The 21,652-nt window shown below is 43.5% G+C and carries 18 protein-coding genes; 9 read left to right on the top strand and 9 right to left on the bottom strand.

All coding sequences use genetic code 11. The features are described 5' to 3' along the window. Nucleotides 1–7: 7 nt before the first annotated feature. Nucleotides 8–832: an NAD(P)H-hydrate dehydratase gene (locus tag CES82_RS11035; protein WP_098826265.1), complete on the bottom strand. Its 825-nt coding sequence runs from the start codon at nt 830–832 to the stop codon at nt 8–10. A gap of 212 nt (nt 833–1,044) precedes the next feature. Here CES82_RS11035 and pepV point away from each other — a divergent pair, with 212 nt between their 5' ends. Further along, nucleotides 1,045–2,460, top strand: coding sequence for a dipeptidase PepV (gene pepV, locus CES82_RS11040; protein ID WP_098826267.1), 1,416 nt, complete (start codon nt 1,045–1,047; stop codon nt 2,458–2,460). 12 nt (nt 2,461–2,472) lie between these two features. Continuing rightward, nucleotides 2,473–2,967, top strand: coding sequence for a universal stress protein (locus CES82_RS11045; RefSeq protein WP_225364902.1), 495 nt, complete (start codon nt 2,473–2,475; stop codon nt 2,965–2,967). A gap of 62 nt (nt 2,968–3,029) precedes the next feature. Here CES82_RS11045 and CES82_RS11050 read toward each other — a convergent pair whose 3' ends face one another. Then, nucleotides 3,030–3,689 carry a deoxynucleoside kinase gene (locus CES82_RS11050; RefSeq protein ID WP_098826268.1) on the bottom strand — a complete coding sequence of 220 codons (660 nt, stop codon included), beginning with the start codon at nt 3,687–3,689 and terminating at the stop codon, nt 3,030–3,032. Between the two features lie 213 nt (nt 3,690–3,902). On the opposite strand from CES82_RS11050, the gene CES82_RS11055 reads away from it, so the two are divergent. The 3 genes from CES82_RS11055 to CES82_RS11065 all read left to right on the top strand — a co-directional run bounded on the left by CES82_RS11055 (nt 3,903) and on the right by CES82_RS11065 (nt 10,118). Beyond that, on the top strand, nt 3,903–4,673 hold the full coding sequence (locus CES82_RS11055; RefSeq protein ID WP_098826312.1) for a Cof-type HAD-IIB family hydrolase: 771 nt from the start codon (nt 3,903–3,905) through the stop codon (nt 4,671–4,673). A gap of 430 nt (nt 4,674–5,103) precedes the next feature. After that, nucleotides 5,104–9,438, top strand: a complete 4,335-nt coding sequence (locus tag CES82_RS11060; protein ID WP_098826270.1) for a 2-hydroxyacyl-CoA dehydratase — start codon at nt 5,104–5,106, stop codon at nt 9,436–9,438. A 29-nt stretch (nt 9,439–9,467) separates the two neighbouring features. Beyond that, the gene (locus tag CES82_RS11065; protein ID WP_098826272.1) at nt 9,468–10,118 is read left to right on the top strand and encodes a TetR/AcrR family transcriptional regulator; all 651 of its coding nucleotides are present in this window, start codon (nt 9,468–9,470) and stop codon (nt 10,116–10,118) included. A gap of 194 nt (nt 10,119–10,312) precedes the next feature. On the opposite strand, the gene pgmB is transcribed toward CES82_RS11065, so the two are convergent. The 4 genes from pgmB to mscL all read right to left on the bottom strand — a co-directional run bounded on the left by pgmB (nt 10,313) and on the right by mscL (nt 16,793). Next, nucleotides 10,313–10,984, bottom strand: a complete 672-nt coding sequence (gene pgmB, locus CES82_RS11070; protein ID WP_098826274.1) for a beta-phosphoglucomutase — start codon at nt 10,982–10,984, stop codon at nt 10,313–10,315. 22 nt (nt 10,985–11,006) lie between these two features. Then, nucleotides 11,007–13,724 carry a glycoside hydrolase family 65 protein gene (locus CES82_RS11075; RefSeq protein WP_098826275.1) on the bottom strand — a complete coding sequence of 906 codons (2,718 nt, stop codon included), beginning with the start codon at nt 13,722–13,724 and terminating at the stop codon, nt 11,007–11,009. A gap of 209 nt (nt 13,725–13,933) precedes the next feature. After that, nucleotides 13,934–16,231 carry a glycoside hydrolase family 65 protein gene (locus tag CES82_RS11080; RefSeq protein ID WP_098826277.1) on the bottom strand — a complete coding sequence of 766 codons (2,298 nt, stop codon included), beginning with the start codon at nt 16,229–16,231 and terminating at the stop codon, nt 13,934–13,936. A 190-nt stretch (nt 16,232–16,421) separates the two neighbouring features. Further along, nucleotides 16,422–16,793 carry a large-conductance mechanosensitive channel protein MscL gene (mscL, locus tag CES82_RS11085; RefSeq protein WP_098826279.1) on the bottom strand — a complete coding sequence of 124 codons (372 nt, stop codon included), beginning with the start codon at nt 16,791–16,793 and terminating at the stop codon, nt 16,422–16,424. A 186-nt stretch (nt 16,794–16,979) separates the two neighbouring features. Between mscL and CES82_RS11090 the strand changes: the two genes are divergently transcribed. From CES82_RS11090 to CES82_RS11100, 3 genes are read left to right on the top strand one after another with little or no spacing between them, the layout of a single operon-like run. After that, nucleotides 16,980–17,576, top strand: a complete 597-nt coding sequence (locus CES82_RS11090) for a hypothetical protein (protein WP_098826281.1) — start codon at nt 16,980–16,982, stop codon at nt 17,574–17,576. A 30-nt stretch (nt 17,577–17,606) separates the two neighbouring features. Continuing rightward, a complete protein-coding gene (locus CES82_RS11095; protein ID WP_143466309.1) occupies nt 17,607–17,843 on the top strand; it encodes a hypothetical protein in 237 nt (78 codons plus the stop codon). Nucleotides 17,844–17,881: 38 nt separating this feature from the next. Beyond that, nucleotides 17,882–18,589, top strand: a complete 708-nt coding sequence (locus tag CES82_RS11100) for a CPBP family intramembrane glutamic endopeptidase (RefSeq protein WP_098826285.1) — start codon at nt 17,882–17,884, stop codon at nt 18,587–18,589. 74 nt (nt 18,590–18,663) lie between these two features. Here the strand turns inward: CES82_RS11100 and CES82_RS11105 are convergent, their stop codons facing one another. After that, complete coding sequence (locus CES82_RS11105; RefSeq protein WP_098826287.1) at nt 18,664–19,128, bottom strand: MarR family winged helix-turn-helix transcriptional regulator; 465 nt, start codon at nt 19,126–19,128, stop codon at nt 18,664–18,666. A gap of 133 nt (nt 19,129–19,261) precedes the next feature. Further along, on the bottom strand, nt 19,262–19,813 hold the full coding sequence (locus CES82_RS11110; protein ID WP_098826289.1) for a biotin transporter BioY: 552 nt from the start codon (nt 19,811–19,813) through the stop codon (nt 19,262–19,264). 140 nt (nt 19,814–19,953) lie between these two features. Between CES82_RS11110 and CES82_RS11115 the strand changes: the two genes are divergently transcribed. After that, on the top strand, nt 19,954–20,268 hold the full coding sequence (locus CES82_RS11115) for a hypothetical protein (RefSeq protein WP_098826290.1): 315 nt from the start codon (nt 19,954–19,956) through the stop codon (nt 20,266–20,268). Nucleotides 20,269–20,348: 80 nt separating this feature from the next. Here the strand turns inward: CES82_RS11115 and icd are convergent, their stop codons facing one another. Then, nucleotides 20,349–21,638 carry an NADP-dependent isocitrate dehydrogenase gene (gene icd, locus CES82_RS11120; RefSeq protein ID WP_098826292.1) on the bottom strand — a complete coding sequence of 430 codons (1,290 nt, stop codon included), beginning with the start codon at nt 21,636–21,638 and terminating at the stop codon, nt 20,349–20,351. Between the last annotated feature and the right edge of the window lie 14 nt (nt 21,639–21,652).

The following is a 21,652-nucleotide window of genomic DNA, read 5'->3' on the forward strand; positions in this document are numbered from 1 at the left end:
AAGCTTTTTAGTGTTGATGGTCATGCATAAACCGTGGTAATTCATGAATAATTTGCGTAGGTAAAACCACGTATTGTGTTTTGGCTAGTTCATCCGCAATCGCACTATGCGCGTAAACTGCTGCTAGAACGGCATTTGTTTGATTCTCAAACTGAGCTGTAAAACCGCCGATCATACCAGCCAATGTATCACCCATGCCACCGGTTGCTTGAGCCGGCGTACCAGCAGTGTTTAAATAACTGCCAGTTGGTGTGTAGATCTTGGTTTGATGTGATTTAAGGACGACAGTACCACCGAGTTGCTGCCGGACGGTTTCGTTGGCCGCATCGGTTTGATCAGCAATTTTAATGCCGGATAGTCGCTGCCATTCCATTTGGTGAGGTGTAAACACTAGGTTTGCCTGAGGTAGTTTAAGGGATTTTTCAGAAACTAGGGTAATCGCTGATCCGTCAATGATCAGTGTCTGAGTAGGGGTAACGGTGTCAAAAACAGTTTGAAGCACGCTTAAACTCTGGGATGTTGTTCCCAAGCCGGGACCAACTACAACTGTGTTGGCAGATGAGACCAAGTCAGTTAATTCGGCGTGATTAGTAAAATCAGCAACCATTGCTTCAGGCATTCTGGCGTGCAGGCTAACAAAGTTGCTGGAATCGGTTAGAGTAGTGTTTAGACCAGCCCCACTGTACACACTGGCTTCAGTTGCCATTAAGATAGCACCACCAAAGTGATCATTACCGCCAACCAAACATACCCGACCATAGGTGCCCTTATGACTTTCCTCTGGCCGAATCCGAATGGTTTGAGAAAGAATTTCGTTTGTGAGTGTTTCCACGATTATCGCCTTCCTATAATTAAATACTTAACTTGAGTATAGCATGATGATTTAAATCTGTGATTGATTTCGGTATTCAATTTCGATAGGTATACTTTCAGACAAACGCGTCTAAGTCTGGTGTAATTTAGCTGAAGCCCAGCAGTTTGCTCCTCACAAACCTCGTTATATGCTAGAATAGTACGTGAGAAACCAATATTGGAGGAACTCAAATGTCAATTGATTGGAAAGCAGCTGCTAAGCAACACCAAGCAGCTTACGTAGATGATTTAACGAAGCTGATCGCCATTGAAAGTGTGCGTGACGATTCAAAAAAAACGGCTGACGCGCCATTGGGACCAGGACCAGCAGAAGCACTTCAGGCCTTCTTGAAAATGGCTGAGCGTGATGGCTTCAAGACCACTAACCTGGATAATTTAGCCGGCTTTGTGGAATATGGTGAAGGGGATGAAACCATTGCTATCCTAGCCCACGTTGACGTGATGCCAGCTGGTGAGGGTTGGTCAACGGAACCGTTTACCCTGACTGAAAAGGATGGTAATTTATATGGGCGTGGGACCTCAGATGATAAGGGGCCGGCGCTGGCATGTTACTATGGCTTAAAGATTTTGAAGGAACAGGGCATTAAACTCAATAAGAAAGTTCGTTTCATTCTGGGCACTGACGAAGAGAGTGACTGGACTGGCATGAACCATTACTTTGAGACGCAGCCAGAACCAACCATGGGCTTTTCGCCAGATGCTGAATTTCCATTGATCAACGGTGAAAAGGGGAACGCCACCTTTACGTTGACGACGCAGGGCTCAAACGGCGGCGATTACCGATTGAACCAGTTTAGTGCGGGTTTACGCGAAAACATGGTGCCACGGGATGCTCATGCAGTTGTTGAAACGGATGATAATGAAGCATTGGTAAGTGCCTTTACTGCCTTTCTTGATGAAGCGCCAGTTACTGGTGATGTTCATATTGATACGGATGGCGTTCATTTCCATGTTATCGGGAAAGCAGCACATGGTATGGAGCCTAAAAACGGCATCAACGCCGGTACTTATTTGGCATCATTCTTGAAAACTTTAGCTTTCGGTGGTGATGCACGCTCGTTCCTAGAACTTGTTGGTGGTAATCTTCACGATGATTCTCGCGTGCATAAACTCGGTTTAGCGTTTACCGATGACATTATGGGAGATTTGACCATGAACGTCGGTGTTATGGACTTTGAGGCTGGCCAACCAGGGAAGATCGTATTGAATTTCCGTTATCCTAAAGGGATGACTGCCGATGATCTTCAAACGAAACTGACCCAAGTAGCTGATCAAAACCACTTTGAATTAAGTAAGGGCCGTGAGATGGTACCGCACTACGTTGACCCTAAGGATCCCATTGTGACAACTTTAATGGATGCTTATCGTGAAATGACTGGCAAGAAAGCCGCTGAACCAGAAGTTGTGGGTGGCGGTACGTACGGTCGGTTGATGAAACGGGGTGTGGCATTTGGCGCGTTATTCATGGATCATACGCCAGATACCATGCACCAAGTGGACGAGTTCCAACCAATTTCTGATTTAATGATGGCCATGGCGATTTACGGTCGTTCAATTGAGGCGCTGGCAAACGAATTACCAGACTAAGGAGTGGTGACATTGGCACAGCTTAGTAATTATCAAAACGTGATGGTGGGTGTAGACGGCTCAAAGCAGGCTAAGCGAGCCGTTCAAAAGGCGATTGCGATTGCTAAACGAAATCAGGCAACGCTTTATATTGTCAGTGTGCTGAATATTAGTAAACTGACTAGTATTGGCAAGTCTCAATTTGGTTTTGGTGCAGTGGACCCAGAAGTATTAGACGAGTTTAAACGTAAAATGGATCAGCTAGTTGCGGGCTACCGTGACCAAGCAATCGAGCATGGTGTTAAACAAGTTGAAATCCATGTCACGTTTGGTAATCCCAAACTAGAACTGGCTAAAAATCTGCCGCATCTGTTGGGAGTTGATCTAATCATCATTGGGGCCACTGGTGCTAACGTGGTTGAACGAATGATGATGGGGTCTAATGCAAGTTACGTTGTGGCCAATGCCCAAGCTGATGTTTTAATTGTTCGAACTGATTTGGATAATCAGCAACTAACTGTTTTTTAAAATAAATTAAACCGGCTCCGGTGCATAATCACATGCATCGGAGCCGGTTTTAGTTTAACAGGTTACATCGCGTTTGAGATGGAATCAGTGTTTCTAATCTTAGCGAGCGCTTCGTCGACTTGGTTTAAGACAACTTGTACGTTCTGAGGATCTTCAAGGTTGTATTTTTGCAGATCAATTTTGATCTTAGGACTAACATCAAAATCATCATACCATTTTTGATAAGCTGACCACATCTTGTAGTAGTAAGCTTCTCGTTCAGGATGACCATCGATTTGTTCGTAATCACGGCCACGTTTTTTGATCCGATAGAGAATCGTTTCAAAATCGCTGCTGGCATAAACGAGCAGATCTGGTGCTTTCTTTGGTAACGAGTTCAGTTCGTTCATCATGTTGTCTAATAACTTAAGATAAACGGACAGTTCGGTATCACTAATGTTACCTTCGGCGTTATTTTCCTTAGTAAATAAGGCATCTTCGTAAATAGAACGGTCCAAGATGTTGTTATCATCGGCCAGAGCCTGCTTGATCATGGAGAAACGCTTATTTAAGAAATAAATCTGGAGTAAAAACCCGTATTGCTTAGGATTTGAGTAATATAAAGGTAGTACTGGGTTTTCGCCCACTGGTTCAAAGAATGCCTTGGTTCCTAAGTGTTCCGCAAGCATTCCAGTTAAAGTTGTTTTTCCAACACCAATCATTCCGGCTGTAATAATCACCATAATAGCCCCTCTTTTAATAAAATATGCAACATATAGTGTACCATAGATTCTATGGATACTACATGTTCTTTTTATTTTTTTAAATAGTAACCGCTTTACCTCCCTAGAAACGTGGCTTTTGGAAGATTGATTTGTTGATAAGACGTCATAACCCTGAGTCAAAATCACTCGTAGTATAATGAATGTAACGGGATAAAGGAGGATGCATGAATGATGTATGATGCAATCGTATTTTTTGATTTGGATGGGACTTTATTTGATGACCAGAAGAACGTTCTGCCAAGTAGCATTGATGCTATTAAGCAGATGTCAAAGAATAATATTCTTTCCGTTATTTCCACTGGCCGTAATATTTTTGAAGTGCAATACGTCCTTGACGAAACTGGTCTTGATACCATCGTCAGTGCTAATGGCAGTTACGTCCAGTATCAAGGTAAAAAGCTTCACCAAGAAGTGATCCCAGAAAAAGTCCTCGATGAATTTACTGATTATGCTAACCAGCAAGGTGATCCAGTGGGGTACTTTAATAACCGCGGATTCCGGCTGAGCCAGGAAAATGATGCCACGAAGGAAAACTTCAAACTGTTACGCTTGGATGCTAAAGTGGACCCTGATTTCTACCATCATGAAAAAATCAACTTTATGAACGTCTTTAATGAAGATAAGGAAGAACAATATCAAGAACGCTTTAAAGGAGTACTTTCGTTAGTTCGGAATAACCCACGGGCTTTGGATACCATGAATGCTGGTGTTTCAAAGCGAACCGGGATTCAAATCTTACTAGAAGCAGCTCACTTGGAGAACGTTCATACTTATGCTTTCGGCGATCAGCTGAATGATTTACAGATGTTTGATATGGTGGATACCCCAATTGCCATGGCTAATGGTCACAAGTTGGCTAAAGAGAAAGCTGCTTACGTTACCACTTCCAATATGGATGACGGTATCGTTAACGGGTTGAAACACTTCAATTTAATTAAATAAGGGATATTCCTATTTTTACTTATAATCCTCGTTTTGGTGAACATTATCAAAACGGGGGTTATTTGTTTTGAATACGGAAATTTACGCTTCTACTAAACGTGCTCCAACAAGCAGAGACTTGCATCTAAGGGGACTTTGGCAAAAATCCCCAAGACCAGGATTTTCACCAAAGCCCCCTTAGACTCCAGTCTCTAAACACTTGTTTCCGCACTCTGTCTAAGAATAATATTCCAAGCATATTCCGGCAAAAAATTCCAACTTATTTATGTATAAAGTTAATAAATTAATATGCTATTGAAACCGGTGTCAATCATGGTTTACTCTAAGTGAGTAGTCACTTTACTTTATTGAGTAAAGCGAGGTTATTCGGTAGATAATGCAACTCATTAAGTCCAGACGTTGCGTTATCAGACAAGTAGAGGTGAGTGAAATGACAGAGACGAAATATTTTGGCGGTATTGATGTTGGTTCAACCACAGTCAAGCTCGTGGTCATGGATCAAGACAACCAAACCGTTTTCTCACGTTACGAACGACATTATTCTGACGTTAAAGCAGCCACTGAAAAAATCTTCCGCGAAGCAATTTCTGAATTAGGAGCGGATGTAAAAATTGCTTGCACGATCACGGGTTCAGGCGGTATTGGACTGGCTAATTTACTTCAATTAAAGTTTATTCAAGAAGTGATTGCCTGCACCAAAACAGTTGAAACCTTGATTCCTCAAACTGACGTGGCCATTGAACTTGGTGGTGAAGACGCCAAGATCACTTTCTTTGGTGATTCACTGGAACAACGGATGAACGGGAGCTGTGCCGGTGGTACTGGGGCCTTTATTGACCAAATGGCGACACTGCTTAAGACAGACGCTAATGGTTTAAATATTATGGCAAAGGATGCGGAGACTATCTATCCCATTGCCAGTCGTTGCGGTGTGTTTGCTAAAACTGATGTGCAACCATTGATCAACGATGGTGCTAAAAAAGCTGATATTGCAGCGTCAATTTTCCAAGCCGTGGTTAATCAGACCATTTCTGGTTTAGCTGCTGGTCACAAAATTCGGGGCAACGTCGCTTTCTTAGGCGGTCCATTATACTTCATGGATCAATTACGTTACCGGTTCATTGAAACCTTAAACTTAACACCAGAACAGGTCGTTTTCCCTGAAGATCCACAATTATTTGTGGCAAAGGGTGCTGCATTGTATGCCTTTGATCAACCAGAGACGACTTTAAACAATTTATTGGATCAGTTACTTAACGGTGATGATTCTGGTATGCATCCAAGTCATTCATTGGACCCATTATTCAAGGATGACAATGAATTGCAGGAATTCCGGAAACGTCACGCGCAAGCCAAGGTTGAAACTCGTGACTTAGCAAGTTATCAGGGTGTTGCCTTTCTTGGTATTGATGCTGGTTCAACCACGACAAAAGTTGCTTTAATGAGTGATGATAACAAGATTCTCTACACGTATTATGATAGCAACGATGGTGATCCGCTGGAGAAAACCAAGATGATCCTGCGGGACATGTACAGTAAAATTCCAGCAGGCGTTACCATTGGTAAAACGGCTGTCACCGGTTATGGTGAACATCTGATTAAAAACGCTTTGATGGTAGATATTGGTGAAGTGGAAACCGTTGCCCATTATCGTGCGGCACACTACTTCGATCCTGATGTTGATTTCATTTTAGACATTGGTGGTCAAGATATGAAAGCCATGACCATCAAGAACGATGCGTTATCCACAATCAAATTAAACGAAGCATGTTCTTCTGGTTGCGGTTCCTTCCTAGAGACCTTTGCGACCTCGTTACACTATAAGATCCAGGACTTTGCTCAAGCAGCTTTACTGGCTAAAAATCCTTCAGATTTAGGATCACGTTGTACCGTCTTTATGAACTCAAAGGTTAAGCAGGTACAAAAAGAAGGTGCCACAATTGGTGATATTGCGGCTGGACTGTCGGTTTCAATCATCAAGAACGCACTCTTCAAAGTGATCAAGATGCGTCGGGTAGAAGATATGGGTCACCATATCGTTTGCCAAGGCGGAACCTTTTATAATGAAGCGGTTCTTCGGGCCTTCGAAAAAATCGCGGGTACTGAAGTCGTTCGACCAAACATTGCTGGTTTAATGGGTGCGTACGGTGCCGCTTTGATTGCCAAAGAGGGTTACAAGGCTGGCGACGAGACCACGTTGCTTTCCGTTGACCAAATGGACAATTTGAGTTTTAAGAAGGAATACATGCATTGCGGCGCCTGTGAAAACAACTGTGCGTTGACCATCACCGTCTTTAACGATGGTCGTCGCTTCGTTACTGGTAACCGTTGCGAACGTGGTGAAGCCCGTGGGATGAAGCAACGTGTGCCAAAGGATAATGGCAAGGTGAACTTAGTTGCTGAAAAGTATAAGCTACTGTTTAGTTATCGGCCATTAAGAAAGAAGCTCGCTTATCGTGGGACCATTGGGATTCCTCGTGTATTAAACATGTACGAAAACTACCCACTATGGCAAACATTCTTCCGTCACTTAGGCATTCGGGCGCAACTATCACCAAAAGGAAATGCTAAACAATACGAAAAGGGTATGGAAACCATCCCTTCAGATACGGTTTGCTACCCAGCTAAGCAAGTTCATGGTCACATTCAGGCCTTGATCGACCGTGGCTATAAGACGATTTTCTACCCGGCCGTTGTTTATGAAGTAGCTGAGAACAAAGATGCAGATAATCACTTTAACTGCCCAATCGTTCAGTCATACCCCAACGTTATCCGTAACAACGTGGATGAAATCACTTCTGGACAAGTAGACTTGATTTCACCATACCTGAACTTAGCTGATAAAAAGGGAACTGTTAACAACTTGGTTGATGCTTTGAGCAAATTTGACATCAGTAAATCTGAAATTAAGGATGCCTTAGATGCTGGTTATAAAGCGTTAGAAGACTTCAAGCAGCAAATCCGTAACCGTGGTGAAGACACCATGCGGATGCTGATGACAACTGGTGAACACGGTATCGTGCTTGCTGGCCGGCCATATCACTTGGACCCACAAGTTAACCATGGTATTTCACAAATCATGACTGCCGAAGGGTTCCATGTGCTGACTGAAGATTCAATCGCACACCTTGGCGATGTTAAAGGTTTGCGGGTGGTTAACCAGTGGGTATACCATTCACGGCTTTACGCGGCCGCACGAGTAGCTGCTAAAACCCCTCAATTGGAATTTGTTCAATTAAACTCCTTTGGTTGCGGGATCGATGCCATTGATACTGACCAAGTTGAAGAAATTATGAGTCAGTATAACCGGCTGTACACGTCATTGAAGATCGATGAAGGAACTAACATGGGTGCCATCCGGATCAGACTGCGTTCACTGAAAGCAGCTGTTAAGGAACGTCAAAACCGGAAGATCATGCCGATGAAGCTGCATGAAAACGAAAAGCCAGTAGACTTTACGCCAGAAATGCATAAGAAGGGCTACACACTGCTGTTACCAATGATGTCACCCATTCACCAACATGGTTTGGTTGACGTGGCATTACAGGCTTCAGGCTATAACGTGGTTAACCTGCCGATGAATGACCGAAAATCAGTTGATGTGGGCCAGAAATTCGTGAATAACGATGCCTGCTACCCAGCAATCATCTCAATCGGTCAAATGGTAGAAGCTTTCCAAAGCGGTAAGTATGACGTGAACAATACCGCTGTCATGATGACGCAAACTGGTGGTGGTTGCCGGGCAACCAACTACATTCCTTTGATTCGTAAGGCTTTGAAGGATGCTGGCTTTGGCCAAGTGCCCGTTGTTTCATTATCACTAGGAAATCAGGGTGTTGAAGAGACATCTGGATTTAAGATGACCTTACCATTGCTTCGTCGAGTTGCCATTGCCTTCTTATACGGTGATTTGTTCGAAAAGGTGGTTTACCGGACTCGGCCATACGAAACCAAACCTGGTCAAATCGATAAGATGCATGAAGATTGGTTAAAATTGGTTCGTCCATCCATTGAAAAGGGCAGTTTCAAGGAATTCAAGCGTAACGTCAACGAAATCGTTCAGGATTTTGATACCGTTAAGCTTAATGAAGTTCGTAAACCTAAAGTCGGTCTAGTTGGTGAAATTTTGGTAAAGTACTCACCAATTGCTAACAATGATGTGGTACACTTACTTGAAAAAGAGGGTGCCGAAGCCGTTGTTCCTGACATTGTTGGGTTCATGAATTATTCACTTTACAACCAAATTTACAGGTATCAGCATTTAGGTGCGTCAGCTAAGGCTAAGTGGTTTGCTGAGTTTGCCATGCAAGTCATCAAATGGTGTGAGCAACCCATGCAAAAGGCTTTGAGTGCTTCGAAACGGTTTGAGCCAAGTGAAGCCATAAAAGAAGTCGCTGACGATGCCAGCAAGATCCTGTCACTGGGTAACCAGACTGGTGAAGGCTGGTTCCTAACGGGTGAAATGATTGAACTGCTGAAGAGCGGTGTGCCAAACATCATCTGTATGCAACCATTCGGCTGCCTGCCTAACCATATTGTAGGTAAAGGAATGGTCAAGGAACTCAGACGTCAGTTCAAGGGTGCCAACATTGCACCAATCGATTATGATCCTGGGACATCCGTTGTTAACCAGCTGAACCGGATTCGGTTAATGTTAGCAACCGCTAATAAGAATTTAGCAGCTGAAAAAACAAAAGTGTCTGAAAATCAGCATCCTGCTGAAGCACAATTGGCTCGAGTTGGCAGCACAGTCAATGGCAGGTAAAAATGACAGAATAAATTGGAGAAATTGCCATGAAACATACTGATGTGGAAACGCTGTTCGCGGATAATATCAAAACGACAGACCTATCTGAGAAGCAGCAAAAGGTTTTGCAAGCGAGTTTGACGCTGTTTGCGCAAAAGGGCTATGAGAATACCAGTACCTTGGATATTGCTCATTTGGCCGGTGTTTCTGAAGGTACTGTGTTTAAACATTTCAAGACCAAGGATGGGTTGCTCCAAGCAATTTTAAATCCGTTTATGCACGATATTTTTCCGCGAGTTGCAGGCGAATTTATCGATGCACTGCATGAAAGTATCTTTGATAGCTTTGAATCTTTTATCAGATACGTGGTTAAAGACCGGATGACTTACGCGATGGATAATCGCCAAGAGATGAAGATCTTTATTCAGGAAATGGTGAAGAATCCGGCCATCATGACCACGCTGACGAACCGGTTAAGCAAATTGATTCAGGGCGGTGTTGATACCCTGTTTCACGAGTATAAGGAAAAGGGCGAGTTGGTCGATTGGGACTCCATGCGGATTATTCGGATGGCTAGCGGTGTGATCGTGGGCTATCTGATTCCCAACGTCATCATGAGTGAGACACCGTTAGATATTGATAAGACAACGGATGAAGTTTGTGAATTTCTGTTGGATGGGTTGAAACCTAGAGATTAGAGTGTGGAAACAAGCGTTTAGAGACTGGAGTCTAAGGGGCTTCGGCAAAATCCTGGTTTTGGGGATTTTGCCGAAGCCCCTTAGATGCAAGTCTCTGCTTGGTGCAGCACGTTTAGAGTGTGATACAACTTAACGTAAAAAAGCCATTCCGATGTTCATTGTCGGAGTGGCTTTTTTTCGTTTAATTAGAAAAACTAACCCATTGCTTTTTCAATATTAGCTAGTGTCATCTGAGCAGTGTCGTCAAAACGGACGTCCGCAGCAGCTAGCGTCTTAGCGTCACCAATACCTACTGACGTTTCGTGAGCTGCATTGATGGCTTGAATACCAGCTTCAGCGTCTTCAACACCGATACATTCTTCTGGTGCTAAGTCTAGTAATTCAGCACCCTTGGTGTAGATTTCTGGATCTGGTTTACCCTTAGACAAGGTAGCGGGATCAACCACTTTAGGGAAGTAATCGGTGAGTTGCAGCTGCTTCAAAACGGTTGGACCGTTCTTGGAAGCAGAAGCTAACGAAATCAGGTAGCCCTTATCACGTAAATCGTCCAGGAAGTCTTTGATACCTGGCAAAATATTAGCTGGGGTCATTTTCTTGATTTCGTTGACGTAGTTCGTGTTCTTTTCGGTGGCTAAAGCAACCTTTTCATCGTGTGAATAGTCGTTTTCCTTCCCACCGGTCTTCAAAATCAGTTCGAGAGAGTCCATTCGGGAAATCCCCTTAAGTCCTTCCTCTAGATCTTTATTCCAAGCGACACCCAGCTTTTCGGCTAACTGACGCCATGCCTTAGTGTGGTAGAGTGACGTGTCGGTAATGACACCGTCTAAATCGAAAACGAAACCTTTGATTTGCTTAAAAGTTGCCATGAAAAACACTCCTTAAGTGAAATTAATAATCAATTACCTTTTCTTGATTGGCCTTCAATTCAACGGGTTTACCCTTGAACTGAACGGTTGAATCTGCGTCTGCGGTGACGTGAATCTGAGACTGAGTAATGACGAAATCATACCAGTGCCCACGGATGAGTTGTTTAAATGAAATTGAGTGCCACTCAGCCGGTAGGTTAGGGTGCAAGTTGATCTCACGACCCAAGCTGTCTACACCACCGTAGTTACGAGTTTCAATCATTAAAGTGGCTCCCATGACACCAAGGTGAATCCCTTCAGCGGTGGTTCCGCCTTGAATATCGTAGTAGTCAGAGAACAGTGCTTGACTAAACAGTGACCAAGATTGATCCATGTTGTCGTCCATTTCGGTCAGTACTGAATAAACGATCCGTGAAAGCGTTGACCCATGAGTTGTCCGATTCAAGTAGTACTGAATGTTTTTAGTCAGATACTCCTTTGGCATATGGTAACCAAGTTGATTCAGAATTTGGTCAACTTCCTTGATGTTAAGGACGTAATAAGCCATCAAAGTATCAGCTTGTTTGGCAACTTGATAAGCGTCAGGTGTTTTGTCTTCAGCCTTTAAAATGCGGTCCATTCGTGAAATGTCACCATACTTGCGACGGTAAGCATCGAAATCAAGAGTAGGTAGATCGAAGTAACCTTCGAACTGTGCCATTATACCATTCTTATTGATATCAAGCTTCAGCTTATGTGAAATATCAGTCATTTTATCGAACAGTGAATCATCGAATTCACTCTTCTTTTGAACACTCTTGAAAGTGCTCTTAGGGACTTCCGGCTGTAGTTCAACCAGATAGTTAAATAACCATGCCACCATGATGTTGGTATAAGTATTATTGGTCAGTCCTGGTTCATCAGCGTTAGGATAGTTTTCGTGGAATTCGTCGGGTCCCATGACATGGGCGATACTATAACGATCCTCTTTAGCCTTATAGGTTGTCGCGCTGATCCAGAATTTAGCGATTGACAGCAACATTTCTAGACCGTATTTATCCATGAATTCGTGATCGCCTGAAACTTGCGTGTAGTTGATCACGTTATAGGCAATTGCCAATGAAACGTGTCGTTGCAGGCGACTGTTGTCCGGATCCCACTGGTGGGTAATAGGGTTTAAGTGAACAAATTGCGATTGCTCGTCACCAGTCTGGCCGGATTGCCATGGATACATGGCGCCATCGTAATTTTCCTGTTTGGCATAAGCGCGGGCAGCATCCAAACGTCGATAGCGATACATGAGTAGTTGTTTCGTCAATTCTGGATAGTGTAACGTGTAAAACGGCAAGACGAACATTTCGTCCCAGAACACGTGACCACGATAAGCTTCACCGTGCAGACCGCGAGCGCCAACTGAAGCGTCCAGTTTACCTGAGCCAATGGCGGCTGCCGAAACCATACTGTGAAATAGGTTGACCCGGGTCAGCTTTTGACTGGTAATATCCGTGTCAATTTTAATGTCAAAGTTGTTCCAAGCCTGTTTCCAGTAGTCTTCGCTTTGCTTAGCAGTTTGGTCATATGAAGCGCTTGCAATATCTTGACTAGCCGTTTCATTTAACGAATCCGCAGCAGTCTCGCGGTCAGTGTAAATGGTAACGTTTTTTTCAAAGTTGTAGGTTTTACCAACACTGACGTCCGTGGAAAGAATCTGTTGCAGACGGTTTTCCTGATTATTAACTTCAATTGGTGGCTGCTTTTTAGCTTTAAGCAGACGCAAATTACTCCCAACAACGAAATGAATGTGGGAGTTTTTAGTTTCACCAGTCATGTACATCTCGTTATCGCGGGAGCTCATGCCAGTAATTTGTAGGTGGTGCTGGTCAAAGTCTTGGTACCGGTCCACGTTACCGTTAGTGACGGTACCATCGATCTCGGAATAAATCTGTAACGTCCCGCTAAAGTTTAACGGTGTGATGGCGTACTGGATGGCATAATCGTGCCAATTTTGCATGTTAGCCACTTTGGTAGTCACAATTGATAAATCATGGCCAGTAGATAACTGAACGTGCATAGCGGTCCTGAGAACGCCACGTTTAAGGTCCAAACTGCGGTAGATATCTTGAATGTCTTTTTGGTTAATCGTAAACGGTGGCTGACCATCCACACCAAAGGTTAGAAATTGCCCATTTGGCATGTTGACCAGATCTTCATTGGTCACATCTCGGTCACCGATTTTGGTGGTCAATTGATTATAGACTCCAGCAACGTACGTACCAGGATAGTTGTCGGCGTCAGCGTGGGCTTCCACGTAGGCGCCACGCAACCCAAAGTAGCCATTGCCGATAGTCAGCATGGCTTCTTGACCGTAGTTACGCTTCTTTTCATACTCACCGAAGTAGTCCAAGTGCCATTCGTTATAGCGTTCCTTGTGTTTAACGGCTTTAGCGAGGCCATTTTTGGCTACATCGCTTTGTGAAACTACCGGGATGTTCATCATGTTGGTGATGGCTAAGCCAATGTCGATACGGTTGTGATTAATACCGACGATGGTGTCGGAAAATTCATACTCTAAAGAGTTTAAAAGAATCGCAGCATCGATTTTTAAACCAGCCAATGCGACCTTGATCTTTTCCAGGTTATCGCCAATTGTCTGCTCAGTATTGTAAGTGATAATGAACTTTCTGAAGGGTTCTTGATTATCATTTTCAGAATACAGCAATTCTATCGAGTCTCGTTTGACTCGTAGTGCAATTGTTCTCATAATCAGTCCTCTTTCCTATGAGTGATTCTTAATGCCTCATAAGTCAATGATAAAGTGTTGCTACAAATATCGCAAATAACCGGCTCGTGAAAAATAGTGAATGCCGTATTCTTAAAGCTTTTGTAACCATTACGATTATCATTAACCAATAGTAAATTAATGTAAAAAGGAGGACTAACTGTTATGAGTCGCGGATTGACGACGTGGTCTTACTTTAAAAATTGATTAACAAGGCGTCCCTTTGTTAGCTGAAAGGTTTTATGTTTCAAGTAAAATTGTAAGGGTTCACCTGATAATAATTTGACGGTGACAGCAGATTGGGTAATGGTGATTTCGATTTGCCGGCCGTGAAACCAAATCCGAAAGCGTAAACTGTCCCAGGCTTCTGGCAGTTCTGGAGATAGGTTAAAGCTTTCTTTTTCTAAGCCCAGTCCCGCAAAACCATAAATTAAACTGAGCCAAGTACTGCCCATATTCGCTGCGTGAATGCCGTCGCCAGTGTTGCCCTGAGAGTTCGTCAAATCCATCATGACGGTTTGCATGAAGTAGTGATAGGCATCGTCAGCATGGTGCAGCCGGTGTGCTAAAATCCCAAAAATGGCCCGTGATAGCGAAGAGTCGTGAACGGTGATGGTTTCGTAATAGTCGAAGTCCCGTTTAAGCTGAGCGGCATCCTGGTCCTTTGGAAACAGAAAATCGGTCATCACGGTATCCGCCTGCTTATTCACTTGGTAGTGATAAATGGTCATGGGGTGATAGTGCAGCAGGAGTGGAAACTGATCTCGTGGGGTCTCTTTGATGGGCCAAACGGGTTTGCTGGTGGACAGATCATCTTGCTTTTTAATTTTTAACTCGTGATCATACGGTAAATACATACCATCGGCTGCCCGATTAAACTGGTCGATTTCCTTATCCGTCACGTTTAAGGTGACTAATTTTTCCGGGTGACTGTGTTTAAGCTGATTAGAATACTTAACTGCGATACTCAAATTATTTTGTGCCATCCGGTTAGTAAAGTAGTTGTTGCTGACCATGGCGGTGTATTCGTCTGGGCCAGTAACGTCATCAATCACAAATTTACCTTGATGAGCGTCATCGGTTGCCCAGTGCCCATATGCTAACCAAAAACGAGCGGTTTTGACGATAATTTCATACCCGTAGTCAGTCAGAAAATCGTCGTCACCGGTGACCCGAACGTAAGTATCGACAGCGTAAGCAATATCGGCATTAATGTGAACTTGAGCGGTGCCAGCTGGATAGTAACTGCTGGCTTCTTCACCGTTGATCGTCCGCCAGGGAAACATCACGCCGTTGTCTACCGCCATCTCCCGTGCCCGGTGCTGTGCCTGTGGCAGAGTATGGTAACGGTAGAGCAGCAGTTGCCTTGCGATGGCGGGTTCGGTATAGATAAAGTAGGGCAGCATAAACATTTCCGCGTCCCAGAAATAATGGCCTTCATAACCGGGCCCCGTTAGGCCCTTAGCGGGAATGCTGGTCAGACCGTCACTCCCTGCGGCTTGGTACAGATGAAAGAGATTAAATCGGATTCCCTTTGCTAAGGTAGCATCCCCTGACAGTTCGACATCGCTGTTCTCCCAAAATTGGTCGATTTTAGCTGCAGATTCATCCAATAATTGCTTAAATGATTTATCTGCCAGTCGTTTCTCTGATGCAGCTGCAAAGGAGGACTGGGTTAAAGTGGTTTTCAAAAGCGGATGAGGGAAACTGATGGCGTAGACGAAACTAAAACTTTGTGACATTCCTTGAGTTAAATCGAAAGTTTTGCTGAAGCTTGGCAGGTCGTCAATGATATTGACTTGCATGGGATTATCATTTAACGCCTGTTGGGCAATAATCAGCGCTAATTGACTTTTTCGGGTACTGATGAGCATGATAGGCAGCTTGCTACGGATAAAGGTTCGGTCCAGCATGGTTTCGGGTTGAGAAGCGCGCATGTCATCGGTGTGGAACTTAATTTGTTGATCAATGTAGGGGTGCTGTTTGATGACCGTTAACGCACCGGTGAAGTTAAGTGCCGACACGCTATATTTAATCACAAATAAGTGTTTGTCCGCGTGAGAGGCGAAAGATTGCAGGGTCAGACGAAACTGCTTATTAGTTGGGCTTTTTACGTCAAAGATTTCCATTAACACCCCAGTACGCATATCCAGGTTTTTGTCCACTAATTTAACGTCGTAGGGTGTTTCATCAGAACGAATACCGTCAACTTCAAAAATAATGAATCGCGGATCGGGCAGTTGACAAATCGTTTGCGAATTTTGGGCATAACCCGAATAATTTTCGCCATACGACAGTTCAGTCAAATCGTAAAAGCCATTCACAAACATGCCTGGTTGACCGTTAAAGTGACTGCTGTTTCCCTGCAGTGGATTAGAAGCACGAATACCAAAGTGTCCGTTACCCAACGTATAAATTGTTTCAAACGTTTTTTCATCTTGCGGCGGTAATTTTTGCAAGTGAATTTGAAAAGCATCGTTTGCGTCCATTTAAGTTGCCCCCAATAGTTGATAATTTACGCCCATTATAAGGCAAAATTTTTCGGCGGTAAGCTTAAAATAGAAATTGTTATTTTAGTGTGATATGAGGCTAAAAACAGCTATTGTATTAAATAAGCGTTATCCCGTAAATACTGCGGAATAGCGCTTATAAGTGTGAACCGCTTGGGTAGATGGCCGTTCAAAGTGGCTTATCTTTTAACAGATCACGGATTTCTTTCAAATATGCTTCTGAAGCTGACGGTTTAGCTTCCTTTTCACTGGTTTTAGGCATCAACCGGCTAATAACTTTTACTAGCAGAAAGACCACAAACGCGATGATCAAGAAGTTGATGATGGAATCGATAAACTGGCCGTAACGAAAGTGAGCATTACCGACACTGAAAACCAGACCGGAGAGATCGATTTTACCGATGAACAGACCAATCAGTGGATTAATCAAGTTCTTCGTCAGTGAAGTCACGATTGACGTGAACGCGGCACCAATAATAACGCCGACAGCCAAATCGACCACGTTGCCACGAGCAATAAACGCTTTAAAATCTTTTAGCATATTTTCACCTCATATTGATTGATTAATGCCATCATATCTAAATTTAAGCTAGAGTTGCAATAAAAATGCAGATTGGTAACAATATACTTGAACTATTCACTTAATCTTGCTACCTTTAAATCACAGAAGAAATGGCAACTGGTGAATACGGACCTGATCGATGTCTTACACGGAGGATCAAAAGATATGGAAACAATTCAAGAACAGTTGGCAGCTGCCCAAAAGAAGGGCCGTTTGGTGGCAATTTTCCGTTATGGTGATGAGCATCATTTTTTAGCGGGAAATATCGTTGCAGTGGATAACAAGTTTGTGTTATTGAAGCGGGTTAATCAAAACGGGGCAACGGATGGTGCCGTGGTTGTTAGGATCAATACCATTTCAAAATTGGTGGCACAATCCGATTATCTCAAGTCGTTGGTCGCAGTGATGGCGTTAGCACGTGAGCGGCATTACGTTGATATTTGGCACGTGGATAAATTATTAGGTGAACTGGATTTTAGTCACCGCTCCATTTTAAAAGCCACGTTAAAGTGGGCGTTTAAAGCAGACCAGGTTGTTAGTTTAGGTATCCATCCGGGTCGTACCGAAAAAACTTATACGGGGTTCATTGCATCGGTTAAACACAAGAAGTTGCGCTTGAACGATGTGGACCCCTCGGATTTAAAGGCACGTTGGCAGGTCAAATTAGCGTATGCGGATATTAATTACGTTGAAATTGGCAGTTTTAAGACGTATGGCATGACAGCTATCCTGGAACGTTATATGCCAAAGGATTATCATTAATTTAGAAAAAGAGGTTATCGCTTGAAGGGCTTGGCTTATTTTTTAATCGTGTTATTTCCAGCACTGATCATAGGGACCACCGTGTACTTGACGCGTAACTGGGTACCAACCGGCATACTGACAATTGTTACTTGGACCGCCGCTTGGCTGGTTTCCATGCTCATCGTGACGGGGCTGTATTTATTGTTGATTTATTTACCAAATGCTGCACAGAAAAAAGAGTCAAAACAAACGGAACAAAATCATGAGGAAAGCCAACAACGTTAATTTTGCTGACTTCCGTACATACAAACAGGGGTGGCTACATGCAACAACTTAAACTTCCAAACGATCCGGCAAAGCCATCGATATTCACACGGCTGTTACTATTTGCGACGTTCTTTGTCGCGATTGAAGCGGTGCCAGTGGTGTTGATTTGGATTCGAAACGCAGCGCAATCGCAAATTTTATTACGGAGTGTTTTAGCGATACTCTATATTGGTGCCTTCATTGTCATCATTATTGGTTTAATTTTCAGTCTGAAACGCGTGTCTGACCGGTCGTTTTGGCATTGGCCCACGTTGTCAGATCTTCGACTGATTTTGATTGCGTTTGTGGGTGCAATCGCCATTGAGATGGTCTTGAATCTAGTCAATCAAAGCGTCTTTCATCAGTCTCAGACTGCGAATAATGCCACCATTAAAGTGTTACTTTCCAGTGATCACTGGATCTTTTATTTACTGATGTTTTCGGGTATTTTTCTGTCTCCCTTCGCTGAAGAATTACTGTTTCGAGGTTATTTAATGAATGGGTTCTTTAGCTCAGACAGTTTTTGGCTGCCAATCATAGTGAGCGGTGTGTTTTTCTCATTGGCCCACGCAAGTACCACCATTGTGAGTTATCTGATTTACATGACGCTGGGATGCTTCTTGGCATATACGTATCGGCGAACCAATAACTTAGGTGCCTCGATTGGCTTACACATGCTGAATAACTTGATTGCGATGATTGGTATGGCGGCGATGATTCATTAGTTTTTTGAGTTGGATATAAATAGGCGTTACCCCAGTGTTTGATTGGGATAACGCCTATTTAAATTAATCTGATTTTATGCTTCGTGAATTAAATCTTTAGTACTGATATCATCTAATTCGCCCATCACCTGATGGATTTGAGTGATCAGTTGCTGATAATCGACACCGTCAAACGACATTAAATCGATGCAGTCGTTGACCCGTGCATAGACTTCATCGCGCTTATCCAGCGCATAATCAGTAACGGACACGTTGACTTGCCGTTCGTCTTGTTCACTGCGTTTGCGAGAAATCCAACCCTGTTTTTCTAATCGTTTCAGCAGGGGAGTTAGCGTCCCGCTGTCGAGATTTAAATGACTGCCAAGTTCTCGTACAGTCATCGGAGAGGTTTCCCAAAGTGCTAACAAGGTAATGTATTGCGGATAAGTTAAATGAAATGGTTTTAAAGCATCCTGATAAAAATGATTGAATTTTTTGCTGGCGCTATAGAAGGCGAAACAAAGTTGATCGTCTAATCGACGCGGCGTGGTATTTGACATGAATGAACCTTCTTTCCGATTGCTGCACGGATGGATTAATCGTGTGCAACTAAATTGCTTCGTTGTTGCCATTTTATCGTGTTGGACCTAATTTGTCTATAAAGTCGAGATGATTATTATCATATTTATGGTATTAATTGACGTCATTTCCTAAAGGTAAGTTAACGCGTTGCTGAATCAGTTGAACGATGGCGACCACCATGATGATTTTGATGACGGCTGGAATTAAAAATGGCAGGAAGCCGGTCAAAAACGCGTTGGTCAAACTTAACTGATTACTGATAGTGAGCCAGAGACTGCCCATGATCAGCTGTACGATAGATCCAAATAGATTGGCGATGAACAATGTTGTGACAGTTTTTTGACGACTTTGTAACCACCAAGCGGTGAGGCTAACATAAGCGAAGAAGCCCCATAAATACCCGGCAGTTGGGCCAAACAGTGCAGCTAAACTAGTTGTGCTACCAGCAAAGACTGGCAATCCGATCAAACCAAGTAATAAATATAAAAAGATGGCTTTTTGTCCTGTTCGACTAGCCAGCAATGAAGCAATAATACCTACTGCCAGAGTTTGACCAGTTAACGGAATGGGACCAAGGGGAATCGTCAGTTTCGAACAGACGACTAGAATCGCCGCAAACTGACTGGCTAGGATCCAACTAAGTAAAGAACGATTCGAACTCATAATTGACCTCCAACTAGGTTAAGTTATGTTAAAAATTATAACATGAGCTGGATATAGTCAAGCATTTGAATTCGTTTTTACCTGAAATGATGCCAATGTCTGCTATCTTCGGTATAATGAGGCAGTGAGGGGGCGGTAAGATGTTTATGTCGACTGGTGGGTTTAATCAAGCCCATATTATTAAAGGCGTTGTTGCAGTGACGGTTTCCACCATGCTCAGTTCGGAAAAGCCAGATGAATTTTCCAAGTTTGATGGTCTGTTTGATCAGGCCAAGCAAAAATTATTTGAACAAGCTCAGAAGAAACAAGGAGATGGCATCGTGGATGTTTCTTTTAACACGGAAGTTGTGCGGATGAGTGTTGCGCCTAAGTTTTTAGTGGTGCATGGCTATGGTACGGTTATTTCATTGCCAAAGAAAAAGGCTAGTGCTGAAAAAACAGATCAAGAAAAATAAAAATGACATTTTAAGCAGCTAATGGTGATTCCAGTTCAATGGGATAGCGATTAGCTTTTTGTTTCAAAAAAAGATGCTGATTATTCATCAACATCAGTAATCTTTGAGGTGATTAAATTAGCGACGTAAGCACCAAACGCACTGGTACTCAACACGGTCGCTTGATTATCCGTGGCAAAGTCCGCAGTCACGTGCTGACTGGCAATGGCTGCTTTAATGGCATTTCGAATCAACGTTGCCACTTCAGACCAGCCAAGATAGTCAAACATCATTGCACCGGACAAGATGAGCGAAGTAGGGTTCATTTTATTTTGACCCGCGAATTGCGGAGCGGTTCCGTGGGTAGCTTCGAACAATGCATGCCCAGTTTGGTAGTTCAAATTGCCACCGGGTGCGATACCGATACCGCCAACTTGAGCGGCTAGGGCATCAGAAATGTAATCGCCGTTTAAATTCATAGTTGCTACAACTTCAAAATTCTCCGGATGCAGTAAGGTCTGCTGGAAGAAGTTATCGGTAATCACATCATTGATAATCAATTTCTGCTCTGCTTTAGCCTTTTCTAAGGCAGAATCTGCCGCTGCTTTTCCTTGGGCATCTCTTAACCGGTCATATTCTGCCATGGTGAAGACCTGCTGACCGTACTTAGTCTCAGCGAAATCATAACCCCATTTTTTGAAACTGCCTTCAGTTTTTTTCATAATATTACCTTTATGGACGAGGGTCAGTGTGTGACGGTCATGGTTGAGGGCGTATTCAATGGCCGCGCAAATTAGACGCGTAGAGCCTTCCTGAGAAACCGGCTTGATGCCAAAGGCTGCCGTATCCGGGAAACGCACCTTGGCCAATTGATCATAATGGCCTAAAAGTGCCTTCAGGTCGGTAGCTTCTGCAGTGTCAACATCAGCTTCAATGCCGGCGTAAATATCTTCGGTATTTTCCCGAAAAACATCGATGTTGACGCGTTCTGGATGTAAAACTGGCGAAGGTGTTCCCGGATAATACGTCACAGGACGAAAACAAGCGTACAAATCCAATTTTTGACGTAGGGTTACGTTGATTGAGCGGTGACCTTGACCAATGGGGGTTGTTAAAGGACCCTTAATACCCACTAAGTAGTGGTCTAAGGCGCTCAGTGTTTCGTCTGGAAGCCACTGCCCCGTTTTCTTATAGGCAGTTTCACCGGCTAGAAGTGGCAGCCAGTTGATCTGACGATTGCCAGCATAGGCGCTATGAACAGCAGCATCGAAAACCTCCTGTGCCGCTTGCCAAATTTCAGGACCAATGCCGTCACCTTTGATGAACGGAATAGTGGGATGATCAGGTGTGACTAACTGACCATTTTTTACTGTAATAGATGTTTCTGACATGCAACTGATCCTCC

The sequence above is a fragment of the Secundilactobacillus silagincola genome, assembly GCF_002583405.1.
Classification (GTDB): domain Bacteria; phylum Bacillota; class Bacilli; order Lactobacillales; family Lactobacillaceae; genus Secundilactobacillus; species Secundilactobacillus silagincola.